This window comes from Kitasatospora indigofera (genome assembly GCF_014655955.1).
GTDB lineage: Bacteria > Actinomycetota > Actinomycetes > Streptomycetales > Streptomycetaceae > Kitasatospora > Kitasatospora indigofera.
On the sequence record NZ_BNBO01000050.1, the window covers coordinates 33,247 to 46,299 of the forward strand.

Genomic DNA, 13,053 nt, shown 5'->3' on the forward strand with positions numbered 1-13,053 from the left:
AGTTCGACGTGTTCGCCCCTGTTGGCGGGGACGGTCGACGTGTGGGGGACGAGGTGGTCCGTCCTGGTGACAGCCATGGAGATCCTTCCGGGCAGCAAGATCGTAGACGAAGTACTTCTTCGGCCCAGGGTCGGTGAGGTGGACGCCCACCGCCACCGGAGCTCGGCCGCCCGGCCCCGGCGGGCGGGACGCACCCGCCCGCCGGGCCCGCGGCGCCCGCCGCCCCTTCCTTCAGTCGTCCGCCTGGACGAGCGTCCGGGGGCGCATCAGGTCGTCGTCCCCGTGTTCGGGCATGTGGCAGTGGTGGACGTACCTCGCGGGGAGTTCGGTACCGCTGCCAGGGACGGAGGCGACCGGCTCCGTCGGCGGGCCGAACCGGGTGACGTACCCTCGGCCGGCGTTCAGCTGCCTGCGGGCGACTCCGCCGAGGCCTGCAGCAGCAGGTCGCGCAGGGCGACGGCGGCGTCCGAGGGCTCGGCGGGGGTGAGGACGACCTGGTCGGCGGTGGTCGAAGGGCCGGCCAGGGGGATGACGCGCAGACCGGGCGGCTCGTGGTCGAGGGCGGACTCGACGGTGATGCCGATGCCCGTGCCCGCGGCGACATGGGCGGCGATGGCGTGCACGCTGTCGGCGGTCCTGATGATCCGCAGGTCGGCCCCGCCGATCCGGAAGGCGGACAGGAGGCGGTCGCAGAGGCCGCTGTTGATCTGGTGCGGCCAGGTCAGCAGGTCCGCGGTGGAGAGTTCGGACGCGCTCAGCTCGGCGTGCCCGGCCAGGGGGTGGGCCGCGGGCACCAGCGCCATGAACCGCTCGGTGGACAGCACCCTCGCCCGTACGCCGGTGACCCCGTCGGTCGCCCAGCCGATGCCCAGCCCGATCGTCTCCGCCCGCAGGGCGGTGAGCTGGGCCGCGGTCGGCATGGTCTCCGGCACGATCGTCACCTCGGGGAACCGGTCGCGCAGTTGCGGCAGGCAGCGCAACAGCAGCTGGTGGCCGGTGTATTCGGCGTGCGCGACCACGAGGGTGGTGCGGGTGCCCCCACCGGCGGCCAGGGATCGCCCGCGCTGCTGGAACCGGCGCAACTGGGCCAGCGCGGCGTGCGCGTCCGGCAGCAGCGCCTCACCCAGGCCGGTCAACGACACCCGGCGGCTGGTGCGGTGGAACAGCCGCCCGCCCAGCGTGCTCTCCAGCCGCCTGACGGCGTCGCTGACGGTGGGCTGCCCCCGGTGCAGGCGCTCGGCGGCGCGGCCGAAGTGAAGCTCCTCCGCGACCGCGACGAAGGCTTCCAGTTCCATCCTGTCCACCCGGCCAGCCTACGGCCTGTCCCGGCACGATCGATCGGTACGACCGATCGCTGTGCGCCGAAGTTCGCCGTTGATGCCCTGCCCCGGGCGGAGTGTGATGGCTGGACAGCAGGGACCTCCCACGACCGAAGGCAGCGACAAGACATGACATTCGACGAAGCCGGCCATGAGCACGACGTCCCCACGGTCACGGTGACGGTGGTCCACCACTCGGTGCACGGGCACACCCGGGTGCTGGCCGAGCACCTCGCCGACGGCGCCCGGCTGGTGCCGGGCGCCCGGGTGCACCTCGTCGAGATCAGGCCCGAGGACGTCGTCGCGGGCCGCTGGCACGACGCCGGGGTGCTGGCGCTGCTCGACCGCTCGGACGCGATCGTGCTCGGCTGCCCGACCCTGATGGGCAGCGTGTCGGCGGTGTTCAAGGCGTTCATGGAGGCGGCGTTCACGCCGTTCACGACCCAGGCCTGGAAGGACAAGCTGGCCGGCGGGTTCACCATGTCCGCCTCGCAGAGCGGCGACAAGCTGGCCGTCCTGGAGCAACTCGCGGTCTTCGCCGCGCAGCTGGGCATGCAGTGGATCGGCGTGGGCGACATGCCGGGCAACAACTGGACCGGCGGCACCCGCGACGACCTGAACCGGCTGGGGTCGTGGCTGGGCCTGATGAGCCAGAGCCACGCCGACCAGGGCCCCGAGCAGGCCGGGTCGCGCGGCGACCTGATCACCGCGCAGCGCTACGGCGAGCGGATCGCCCGGCTGACCCAGCGCTGGGTCAACGCCGTGCCGTACGAGACCCCCAGGACGACCGAGCACGAGGCCCGCGCCCTGTCCGCCTCCCTCCGGGAGCCGCAGGACGCACCGCCGGCGCTGACCGGCGCCTGACCTCGCGGACCGCCCGCCGGACGGCCCCGGCCCGGCGGGTACGCCGGCGGCCACCCCGTGAGCGCTCGCCGGACCGGGGCCGGGCACCGTCATGATCGCGGTACTAGGCTGGCGCCATGACGACGCGCGGGCCCGTACAGGTGAATGTCGACGCGATGATCGAGGACCTCAGGACCCTCGTCGAGGTCGAGTCCCCGTCGCGCGACCACGAGGCGCTGACGGCGTCGGCCAAGACCGTCGCCGGCGTCGTCGAGAGCCGGCTCGGCGGGCACGCCCGCCTGGTGGAGGGGGAGGCCGGGCCGCACGTCCACTGGTCGGGCGGGGGCGAACCGAGGGTGCTGATCCTCGGGCACCACGACACGGTCTTCCCGCTCGGGACGCTGGCGCGCCGGCCGTTCCGGGTCGAGGGCGGGCACGCCACCGGCCCGGGGGTCTTCGACATGCTCGGCGGCCTGGTGCAGGCCGTGCACGGGGTGGCGGCGCTCGACGACCGGTCCGGGGTCGAGATCCTGGTGACGGCGGACGAAGAGGTCGGCTCCCGCACCTCCCGCGCCCTGCTGGAGGAGCGCGCCCTCGCCTGCGGGGCCGTCCTGGTGATGGAGGGAGCGGCCGACGGCGGCGGCCTGAAGACCGGCCGCAAGGGCTGCGGCACCTTCGAGGTGACCGTCACCGGCCGGGCCTCGCACGCCGGCCTGGAGCCCGCGGCCGGGATCAACGCCCTGGTCGAGGCCGCGCACCAGGTGCTCGCCATCGCGGCGCTGGGCCGCCCCGAGGCCGGGACCACCGTCACCCCGACCGTCGCCACCGCGGGGACCCTCGACAACGTCGTGCCCGCCGGGGCGACCGTGACCGTCGACGTCCGGGTGGAGACGGCCGAGGAGACGGAACGCGTGGAAGCCGCCTTCGCCGCCCTGGCCCCGCACCTGCCGGGGGCGCGGATCACCGTCCGGGGCTCGGTCGGCCGGCCGCCGATGCCCGAGTCCGCATCGGCCGGGCTCTTCGCGCTCGCCCGGGAGCTGCACCCGGGCCTGGCGGGCCGGGCGGTCGGCGGCGGCAGCGACGGCAACTTCACCGCCGCGCTCGGAGTGCCGACGCTCGACGGGCTGGGCGCGGTCGGCGGCGGCGCCCACGCCGACCACGAGTACCTGGTGGTCGACGCGATGGCCGAACGGGCGGGCCTGGTCGCCGGGCTGGTGGACGCGATCCGGAACGGCCGGCAGGCCGGGGAGCTCGCGGCCGGCGCCCCGCGGCGGGGCGGCGGCCGGTAACAGAACCGGCCCGGAGGCGTCCCGAAGACGTTCCGAATCCCCGGGAACCCGATGCGCCGGTGATCGCGTCACTACGGTGGGTCGCGGTTCCAGTTGTCAGGGGTGAGGGGACATCATGAATCCGGTCCGAAGAATCACAGCGTTCGCCATGCTCGCGCCCGCCGTCCTGCTGACGGCCTGTGAGGGGAGCGGCGGCGGTGGGGCGGACGCCGCCCCGAGCACCCGTACCACCGCGACCGGCGCCGCTCCGACGGCCGCGGACTCGCCGTCCGCCGGCGCCCGGAGCACCGGGCCGAGCGCGGCCGCCGTGCCCTCGGCCGTACCGCTGCCGGCCCTGGTGGACCCGGCCTCGCTGCCGGCCGGCGGCGAGGCCCGCGGGCTGGTCCTCTCGCAGCTGCGGAACGAGGGGAAGGCCGACGAGAGCTGCGTCCTGGTCACCATCGGCGCCGACGGCCCGCTCGCCCGGGTCCGGACCTTCGTCATCGGGAACAGCACCACCAGTCCGCCGGCGAGCTTCATCGGCTGCGCCGACCCGGCCGTCTTCACGGTCGGCTTCACCGGCATGGTCGGCATCGGCCACTACGACTTCAAAACCCCCGTCCAGAACGGCGACCCGCACATCTCGCTGCTCGGCCAGGGCGGCCCGACCGACCACAAGGACATCTCCGGCCTGCCGGCCGGCCCCGGGAACTACCAGGACACCCCGGTGGTCGACCCTGCCTCCGGCGACGTCGTCCACTGGAACAAGGCGAAGACCGGCGGCTACCGCCTGCGGGCCGTCCACCCGGACGGCACCGGGGAGCGCTTCCTGGAGACGCCCGCCGGGGTGAAGGACCTCAACCGCGTCGTGTTCCTCGGCGGCCGGATGGTGAAGAGCGACACGGCCGACCGGGCGGTCGCGAATCCCGACGGCTCGCTCGCCGCCTTCGTCGACGACAACCGCAAGCTGCGCGTGGGGCCGGTGGCCACGCTGGAGACCAACCCCGTCGCGGTGTCCGACGGCGGCAGGATGCTCAACCCGAAGGCGTTCGTCGGGACCAACCAGGTCCTCAGCGTCAGCGGCAACGAGATCTCCCTGGCGACCCTCGACGTCTCCGACCCCGCCGCGCCGCGCTTCACCCTGCGCGCGATCGCTGATGTCCCGCCGGCGCTCAGCGGCGCCCGGGGAGCCCAGGACGAGACCTTCGTGATCAGCCGCGGCGAGAACGCGGCCTACACCACGATGAATCTGAGCGCCGACAAGCTCGGGAACCCCAGGCGCGTGGTGGTGCTGCGGATCGACCTCGCCACCGGCGCCCTGAAGGTGGTCGCCCTGCTGAAGGTCGACGGCAGCGGGTTCGCCCCGCTGGCGTACGTCGGGTAGGTCCGGTCCGGCGGACCCGGAGGAGTCCCGGCCGGGGGCCGGGGCTCCTCCGATCCCCGGCGCGGGGCCGGTGAACCGGGGCGGGGGTAGGTGTTCGGGCCGGGCCGGACGGGCGGTAGGCTGCGGCGCTCCACGTTCTTGATCAATTGGGGGAGAAGCCGTGAGCAACGTCCACCAGGAACCTCCGCCCGAGGCCCCGGGCCCGCCCGGAGCGCCGGGCGCGCCGGGCTGGTGGCCCGGACCGCAGGGTTGGCCGCCGTACGTTCCCGCCGCCCCGCAGCCCGGGGTGATCCCGCTGCGCCCGCTCGGACTGGGCGACATCCTCCGCGCCGTCGTCGCCGTGATCCGCCGGTACGGCACGGTCCTCTACCGCCAGTTGCTCGGGGCGACCGTCGGGGCCCTGCTGGTCGTACCGGCCTACGCCGTCTTCGCCGACGCGGCGCTGTCCGGGCTCATCCGGGACACCCAGGCGGACCCGGACCACACGCCGACCGGTGGCCAGGTGGCCGCGCTGATCGGGGTGGCCGGCGGCGGCTACCTGCTGCTCCTCGGCTTCGCCCTGGCGATCCAGGTCATCGCGACGGCCACCAGCACGAAGCTGGTGCAGCACGCGGTGCTCGGCCGCCCGGTGAGCGCCCGCCGGCTGGCCGCCGAGGCGCGCCCGTACCTGTGGCGGGTCTGCGGCTCCTTCGTGCTGCTGGCGCTCGGGGTCGCCGCCGTGATGGTGGTCGGCCTGCTGCCGGCCGCGATCGCCGGCCTGGCCGGCGCCGGGCCGTTCTCCCTGATGCTGCTCCCGCTGGCGGCTCTCGCCGCCGGCGCGGGAGTGTACGCGCAGGTCAGGCTGGTGCTGCAGATGCCCGTCCTGATCATGGAGGACGCCCGGCCGGCGGCCGCCGTCCGGCGGGCCTGGCGGCTCAACGAGGGTGCCTGGTGGCGCAGTCTGGGCATCCCGTACCTGGTCGGCATGATCGGCTCGGCAGCGGCCCAGATCCTGATGGCGCCGTTCTTCTTCCTCGGCTTCGTGCTGATGATCGTCTTCGGCGGGACCTCGGCGGACGGTACCTGGGAGCCCGGCCCCACCTCGCTGATCGCCCTGTCGGCGTGCCTGCTCGCGGGCCTGCTGGTGGCGGTCGTGGTCGGCGCGCCGCTGGCGCCGCTGACCCATGCACTGCTGTACGTCGACCAGCGGATCCGCCGGGAGGGCCTGGACATCGCCCTGGCGCAGGCCGCCGGCCTTCACCCCGGCCCGGCCGCTCCCGGTCCGGCCGCTCCCGTCCCGGCCCAGGCCGGGCCCCCGGAGGCCGGCGCGGCGCAGCCGCCCACCGGGGCTCCGGGTACGGGTCAGGCGGGCGCGGCCCCGGAGGCCGTTGCACCGGAGGCCGTTGCCCCGGACAGCGCCGGATCGGACGTCGCCGCCCGGGACAGTGCCGGGCCCGACCTCGCCAAGCGGCCCGGCCCGGTCGTCCCGGCTCAGGGCCAGGGCCAGGACGAGCCCCAGGGCCAGGGCCAGGGCCAGGACGAGAGTCAGGGCCAGGGCCAGGGCGAGGACCAGAGCCAGGGCCAGGGCCCCGGGACGCCCACCGCCGAACGGCCCGACCCGGAGGCGAACGGCCCGGCCCGGACCTGATCCGGTCCGGAGGCCAGGCCCCACCCGGTCACCGCTGCAAGGTTTCTGTCACCGGGTCACCCGGTCCGTGCCCGCCACCCCGCCCGGGGCGGCGGGCACGGGCGTGCCGGCGGCCGGCGCCGAGGTCCGGGACCGTCGCCCCGGCACTCCGAACTAGAGTCTTGATCATGATGTTCTTCAGGTCGAAGAAGACCGCCGCCCCTCACGACCCGCACCTGCCCGCCCTGACCGTCGACGAGGCCGAGCGCCTGCGCGAGCTGGTCCGCCACGAACTCGCCCGCAGGGGAGTCGCCGTGACGGTCGCCGGCGACACCGTGCACGCGCCCCAGGGCACCAACTCCCTGTTCAACCTGGCCGAGACGTGCCGCCGCTCCGACCCGCGGAGCTGGCCCCAGCTGGTGGAGCAGCACTTCGGCGCGCTGGCGAACGCCGGCCGGACGATGGACGACGGCGCCGCCCAACTCCTGCGCGGCGCCTACCTGCGGCTCGTCCCGGACGACTCCCTCCCGCCCGAGGCGCTGGCCGACTCCTTCCGCTACGCCCGCCCGGTCGCCACCGGACTGCTGGAGGCCCTCGCGCTGGACCTCCCGGACTCCGTCCGGCTCCTCACCGACCAGGACGTCGCCCGGGCCGGCCTCGACGCGCTGCGCACCGCCGGGCGGGCCAACCTGCTCGCCGAGCCCGCCGAGCACGAGGTGATAGCCACCCCGAGTGGCGCCACCCTGCACAGCGTCTCCGGTCCGTCGCTGTTCGTCGCCAGCAAGGCCCTGGTCCTGGCGGACCTGGTCCGCTCGCTGACCGGACGTGAAGTACCGGAGCACGGCGTGCTGTTCACCGTGCCCAGCCGCCACCTCCTGGTGTTCCACCCGGTGGCCGACCGGCACGCGGTCGGCGCGGTCAACGACCTGGCGGCCTTCGGGCTCGGCGCCCACCAGGACAACCCCGGCCCGCTCTCGCCCCGCCTGTACTGGTGGCACCAGGGCGCCGTGACCTGCCTGACCCGGATCGACGAGGTGACCCGGACCTTCTCCATCGCCGCGCCGGACGAGCTGATGACCGCCCTGCGCGCCCTGAGCGCCTGACGGCCCGGGGCAGGCACCGTACCGGCCCGGGGCGGGCCCGCCGGGGGGACGGCCGGGGGCCCGCCCGCCGCCCGGCCGGCCGTACCGTCCGAACGGGCGGCCGCACCGCTCCCGAGGGGGCCTCAGCCCTGTCGTTCGCGCAGCTCCGCCGCGTCCGGCGGATTCGCCCCGGCCCGGGACACGGTGACGGCGGCGGCCAGCGCGGCCTGCGCCAGGACCTCCGCCAGCGCCGGCCCGTCCAGGGCGGCGAGGGCCGCCCGGGCCGGGGCGCCGAGCAGCGAGCGGGCGGCCAGGGCGTCCAGGGTCGCGGACATGAACGAGTCGCCGGCGCCGACCGTGTCCACCACCGTGGTCCGGACGGCCGGGCGGGCCACCTCGGCGGACCGGGTGAACCCCACCGCGCCGTCACCGCCGCGGGTCACCACGACCACCGCCGGCCCGGCCGCCAGCCAGCGGGCCGCCACCCGCTCGACCGGCTCGCCCGGGTACAGCCAGGCCAGGTCCTCGTCACTGGCCTTCACCAGGTCGCTGAGCGCCACGCAGCGCTCGACCCGGGCCAGGGCCCCGGCCCGGTCCCCCGACAGGGCGGGCCTGATGTTCGGGTCGTAGCTCACCGAGGCGTCCGCCCCAAGCCGCTCCGCCAGCGCCACCACGGTCGCCGCGCCTGGCTCCCGGACGGCGGCCACCGATCCCAGGTGCACGTGCCGCGGCGCGGCCGGCGGCTCCACCGCCCGCAGGGTCCAGTCGAAGTCGAAGGCGTACGAGGCCCGGCCCTCCCCGTCGAGGCTGACGACCGCCGTGGGCGTCCGCACCTCCGGCCGTCCGTCCGTCAGCACCCGGACGCCCGCCGAACGCAGGTGGGCGCCGATCAGCGCGCCCATCGGGTCCCGGCCCAACTGGGTCAGCAGCGTCACCGGCCGGCCGAGCCGGGCCAGCCCGTACGCGACGTTGGCGGGGCTGCCGCCCGGGTGCGCGACGTCGGCCCGGCCGGGCACGCGGACGATGTCGGCGACGCACTCGCCGATCACCAGGAAGTCGGTCATCTGCTCGAACTCCGGAGGCGGTGGGGCGGGCCGTCCCGAGGACGTCCCGGGGGAGCGGGTGAGGGGCGCGGGCGGGTGTCCGGCCGCGGGCCGGGAGCCCGCGGGCGCCGGCCGCCGCGGCGGCCGCCCCCGGACAGGGTAGGCGCCCGGGCCCACGCCCGGCCGCACGCCCGGTACCGTCCCGGGCGCGGTAGGGCCCGAGCCCGGTACTCCCGCACGCCGGCGGGCGGTCCGGCGCTACCGTGGGGCGGAGCAGGTCTGTTGAGCACAGGGGAAGGTCTGGCCGCTGATGGTGATACCGAAGGGCGCGAACGTGCCGCTGGACGCGGCCGGTGTCCGCGTCGAACTCGGCTGGCAGGGCGGACCGGGCGTGCCCGACGCCGATGCCTCCGCGCTGCTGCTCGCCGGCGGCAAGGTCCGCTCCGACGACGACTTCGTCTTCTACAACCAGCCGCAGGACGCCTCCGGCGCGGTCCGCCACCTCGGGAAGCAGCAGCTCCCCGGTGGCGTCGTCGACACGCTGACGGTGTCGCTCGCCGCACTCGAACCGGCCGTGCAGACGGTGCTGCTGGCCGCCTCCAGCGACGGCGGGACCTTCGGCAGCCTGCCCGGCCTGCACCTGCGGGTGCTGGACGCGGACTCGGGACGGGAGCTGGTCCGCTTCGAGGACACCGGGGCCAGCACCGAGACGGCCTTCGTCCTCGGCGAGCTGTACCGGCGCGGCGAGGGCTGGAAGTTCCGCGCGGTCGGCCAGGGCTACGACTCCGGGCTGGCGGGGCTGGCCACCGACTACGGCATCCAGGTCGACGCGGAGCCGGCACCCGCTCAGGCACCCGCCCCGGCCGCCGTTTCCGCTCCCGTGCCCGTCCTGGCCCCCGAGCCCGCCCCGGCCCCCGCGCCCCCGCAGCACCCGTTCGCCGCGACGCCGGCGCCGCCCGCGCAGCCGTCCGCACCGGAGCCGGAGCCGGAGCACTTCCAGCTCCCGGACCCGCAGCAGTACGCGCCGCCGCAGCAGTTCCCGACGCCCCCGGCGTCGTACCAGCCGGCCTCGTACCCGCCGCAGCCGCTGCCCTCGGCGCCGGACCCCCGGCAGTTCGGGGCCCCGCCGGTACCGCCCGCCCCGACCCTCGCCCAGCCCGTGCCGTACCCGGACCCGGCCCCGTACCCCGCTCCTGTCCCGCAGCCGCAGCCGCAGCCGCAGCCGTACCCCGGGCCCGCGCCGTACCCGGCCCCGGACCAGCAGTCGTACGGGGGCCACGGCCAGGCCCCGCCCGCCGCCGCGCCGCTCAACCTCAGCAAGGTCTCGCTGACCGCCAAGGACCCGGTGCTCTCGCTGGTCAAGCACGGCGCTACCGGCGGCCTGATGCGGGTGAACCTCAACTGGACACCCGTCGGCGGCGCGCCGAAGGCACCGGAGCGCGGTGGCTGGCTCGGCAAGAAGCTCCGGGGCGCGCAGGGCGCGGGCCCGGCTCCGCAGGACAGCGGCCGGGACCTGGACCTCGCCTGCCTGTGGGAACTGCAGGACGGCAGCAGGGACATCGTCCAGGCGGTCGGCCAGAAGTTCGGGAACCTCTACGCGCCGCCGTTCATCCAACTGGCCAACGACGACCGCACCGGTTCGCTGGCCACCGGTGAGGACCTCTGGATCAACCTCGACCGGGCCGCCGAGATCAAGCGGCTGCTGATCTTCGCCTTCGCCTTCGACCAGCGCCCGCTGACCGGCCTCCACGGCCTGGCCACGCTCTTCCCCGCGGCCGGGCCGCCGGTGGAACTCGCCGTCGACGGATGCGAGTTCCCGGCCACCAGCTGCGTGGTGGCGCTGCTGGAGAACGACGGCACCGGCCTCACCGTGCACCGGCAGGGCCAGTACTACCAGCGCACCCCCGACTTCTCGGACCATCAGTTCATCGACCAGGCCTACGGCTGGGGCCTCACCTGGGTGAACGGCAAGAAGTAGCCGGGCACGGCCGGGTCGGGGCCGGCCGCCCGGGCACGGCCGACCGGTACCGGCCGGCTGCCGGGCGGCCCGCACCCGGCCGGGTTCACCCGCGGGCGAACCCGGCCAGGTAGGCCTTGAGCGCGTCCGGGTCGCCGAACACGTCGAGCCGCTCGGCCGGACGGCGGCCCCAGAGGAGCAGCAGCAGGTCCGAGGCGGTGCCCCGGACGGCCGCCGCGCCCCTGCCGTGCTCGTGGCCGATCCGCCAGCCGCCGTCCACCGCCCGCAGCGTCCACTCGCCGCCGGCCTCGCCCGCCGCACCGTCGGTGGCGTGCAGGTGCAGCCCGGCCGCGGCCAGCCCGGCGGGCGGCACGGGCGGCAGGAAGTGGGCCAGCAACTCGTCCACGCCGTCCAGCGCGAGGAGCCGCTCCACCGGTTCGTCCCGGCCGGCGGCGTTCACCGCGTCCCAGGCGTGCACGGCGGTCTCCTGGGCCATCCGGCGCTGGATGAACCCGGCGTCCGCGCGGTCCGCCCAACTCCACCGGGGGAGTGCCGGGTCCAGAGCCTCCAGGACGGCCGCGGCGCGCTCGGCTCCCTCGGCGAACCAGGCGACCAGGTCCGGCTCGGGCGGCCGCGACGGCTCGGTGTGCTGCTCGGGGCCGGCGATCTCCCCGGCGGCGACCAGCCGCCAGAACCGGTGCACCACACCGGTGTGCCAGACCAGGTCGGCCACCGTCCAGTCCGGGCAGCTCGGCACCCGCGCCGTGAGACCGCCCTCGGCGGCGGCCGCCAGGCGGGCACTGTCGCGGCGGAGGGCCGCAATGTAGTCGGTTCTGTCCATGCGGCCGACGGTAGGCCATGCCCGACGGTTCCCGCCCGGCATATTCTCCCGGCCGCGCGCCCCGCGCCCAGCCGGCCGGGTCCCGGCCTGACCGGCGGACCCGGCCGGCGGCGGCCGGGGTTCCCCGGCCCGTCGCCGCCCCCCACCTGGGCGGTCGTCAGCCGCAGGCTAGGATCTGCGGATCTTGGCCGAGTGGGAGGACGTTCCGTGAGTGGTGGGCCGAAACTGGTGGGACTCGTCGCATCGGTACGGATACAGGCGTCCCTGCTGCTCCCGGTGAGTCTGGTGAGCTGCGTGCCGGCCTATGCCTGGGGAACCCACCGGCTGGACCTCACGATGAGCGTGGCGATCGCCGTGCTCCTCTTCGCGACGACGTTCTCGGCACTCCTGAAGGCCCGCCGGCCCTGGTACGGGGAGCGGCTGGCGCGGATGACGCCGCCGCCGGCGGACGCTGAGCTGGTCGCGCGGGAGGAGACCTTCGACCTGTTCTCCCGCGGCCTCACCAAGCCGCTGCTGCTGGTCCTGCTGACCGGACTCGTGCTCAGCTACGCCACGGGGGTGCCGGCCGGCATGCTCCTGGCGGGCCTGGCGGGCGCGATGCTCCGGCAGTCCTGGTGGCTGGCGGCCGAGGAGGAGCGGCTGGGCGGCCGCATCGTGTGCCTGCACACGCCGGTCCACGTCACGGCCGACGACCCCGCCGGCCCGGCGTACCGGCGGGCCCGCTTCTGGATCGTCCGCGAGGCGTCCTGACCCGGCCGTCCCGAGCCGGCCGGGCCCCGGTCCGCGGCCGGCCGCCGGATTTTGATGAACATTGACCAAAGCGCGGGCGAGCGCTGACGAACCCCGTCCGTAGGGTCACCGGTATGCCCTCACAACCCCGGAGGCCCTCGGGGCTCCCCGTGCTGCCCTACCGCAAACCCACACCCGGGCGGGACTACTGGATCCTCGACGACGCACTGCCCGACATCGACGCCGTCCGCGCCCGCGTCCTCGCCCGCGACGACTGGGCCGAGGGCTACCCGCACAAGCCGGAGAGCTGGCCGGGCCTGCGGACCATGCCCGGCCTCGAACCGGACGAACTCGCCCACATCGAGAAGCTGGTACGGCGCGCCACCGGCGCCCACCGACTCTGGGTGGAGACCGCCCCCGGCGGCGCCACCCTCAACCACAACTGCATCCAGGTGGTCGGCAAGGACGAGTGCGAGCCACGCCCGCACACCGACTCCCGGGCGCTCTGCCGCTACGCCGCCGTGCTCTACCTCAACCCTGACGTGCCCAAGGACACCGGCACCAGCTTCTACCGGCAGAGCATGCCCGGCGGCCGGCTCGGCGGGAACCTGGTGACGGCCCCGCACACCAACCTGGTGGAGGCCCTGGGCACCCGTTTCGTCCCCGCCGACGCGTTCACCGAGGACGTCCGGGTGCCGAACCGCTACAACCGCCTGCTGCTCTACACCTCCAACCTGATCCACACCGCGACCGGCTACTGGGGCAGCACCCTGGAGGAGAAACGCATGACGGCGGTCTTCTTCTGGATGGCCTGAACCGGCCGGGTGGGGGCCCGAAGCCGACCGGACCGACGCCATGACCGCAGGCCCTGTCCGTCGTGAGCCCGAGCCGGATCCGGCCACCCCTCCTCACCGAGGCTGACCGTCCCCCGTCCCGCAGGGTGAGGCCGGACCGCTCCGCAGGACGATGCCCGCCCGCCCG

At 75.5% G+C, this 13,053-nt stretch carries 11 protein-coding genes; 8 read left to right on the plus strand and 3 right to left on the minus strand.

All coding sequences use genetic code 11. The features are described from left to right. Positions 1 to 401: 401 nt before the first annotated feature. Positions 402 to 1,295, minus strand: a complete 894-nt coding sequence (locus IE329_RS30875; protein WP_229927908.1) for a LysR family transcriptional regulator — start codon at positions 1,293 to 1,295, stop codon at positions 402 to 404. 153 nt (positions 1,296 to 1,448) lie between these two features. Here IE329_RS30875 and IE329_RS30880 point away from each other — a divergent pair, with 153 nt between their 5' ends. The 5 genes from IE329_RS30880 (at position 1,449) to IE329_RS30900 (ending at position 7,523) form a co-directional block, all read left to right on the plus strand. Then, a complete protein-coding gene (locus tag IE329_RS30880) occupies positions 1,449 to 2,183 on the plus strand; it encodes a flavodoxin family protein (protein ID WP_190214306.1) in 735 nt (244 codons plus the stop codon). 116 nt (positions 2,184 to 2,299) lie between these two features. Then, positions 2,300 to 3,451, plus strand: coding sequence for a M20 family metallopeptidase (locus tag IE329_RS30885; RefSeq protein ID WP_190214307.1), 1,152 nt, complete (start codon positions 2,300 to 2,302; stop codon positions 3,449 to 3,451). A 148-nt stretch (positions 3,452 to 3,599) separates the two neighbouring features. Further along, positions 3,600 to 4,814: a hypothetical protein gene (locus IE329_RS30890; RefSeq protein WP_229927902.1), complete on the plus strand. Its 1,215-nt coding sequence runs from the start codon at positions 3,600 to 3,602 to the stop codon at positions 4,812 to 4,814. A gap of 160 nt (positions 4,815 to 4,974) precedes the next feature. Continuing rightward, positions 4,975 to 6,441, plus strand: coding sequence for a hypothetical protein (locus tag IE329_RS30895; protein ID WP_190214309.1), 1,467 nt, complete (start codon positions 4,975 to 4,977; stop codon positions 6,439 to 6,441). A gap of 167 nt (positions 6,442 to 6,608) precedes the next feature. Then, a complete protein-coding gene (locus tag IE329_RS30900) occupies positions 6,609 to 7,523 on the plus strand; it encodes a hypothetical protein (protein ID WP_190214310.1) in 915 nt (304 codons plus the stop codon). Positions 7,524 to 7,645: 122 nt separating this feature from the next. Here IE329_RS30900 and IE329_RS30905 read toward each other — a convergent pair whose 3' ends face one another. Continuing rightward, complete coding sequence (locus IE329_RS30905) at positions 7,646 to 8,566, minus strand: carbohydrate kinase family protein (RefSeq protein ID WP_190214311.1); 921 nt, start codon at positions 8,564 to 8,566, stop codon at positions 7,646 to 7,648. Positions 8,567 to 8,855: 289 nt separating this feature from the next. Here IE329_RS30905 and IE329_RS30910 point away from each other — a divergent pair, with 289 nt between their 5' ends. Further along, positions 8,856 to 10,523 carry a TerD family protein gene (locus tag IE329_RS30910; RefSeq protein WP_190214312.1) on the plus strand — a complete coding sequence of 556 codons (1,668 nt, stop codon included), beginning with the start codon at positions 8,856 to 8,858 and terminating at the stop codon, positions 10,521 to 10,523. Positions 10,524 to 10,608: 85 nt separating this feature from the next. Here the strand turns inward: IE329_RS30910 and IE329_RS30915 are convergent, their stop codons facing one another. After that, the gene (locus IE329_RS30915; RefSeq protein ID WP_190214313.1) at positions 10,609 to 11,343 is read right to left on the minus strand and encodes a maleylpyruvate isomerase family mycothiol-dependent enzyme; all 735 of its coding nucleotides are present in this window, start codon (positions 11,341 to 11,343) and stop codon (positions 10,609 to 10,611) included. Between the two features lie 228 nt (positions 11,344 to 11,571). Here IE329_RS30915 and IE329_RS30920 point away from each other — a divergent pair, with 228 nt between their 5' ends. After that, positions 11,572 to 12,093, plus strand: a complete 522-nt coding sequence (locus IE329_RS30920) for a hypothetical protein (RefSeq protein WP_190214314.1) — start codon at positions 11,572 to 11,574, stop codon at positions 12,091 to 12,093. Positions 12,094 to 12,206: 113 nt separating this feature from the next. Beyond that, entirely contained in the window at positions 12,207 to 12,887 is a 681-nt protein-coding gene (locus IE329_RS30925) for a DUF6445 family protein (protein ID WP_190214315.1), read from the plus strand. Positions 12,888 to 13,053: the final 166 nt, after the last annotated feature.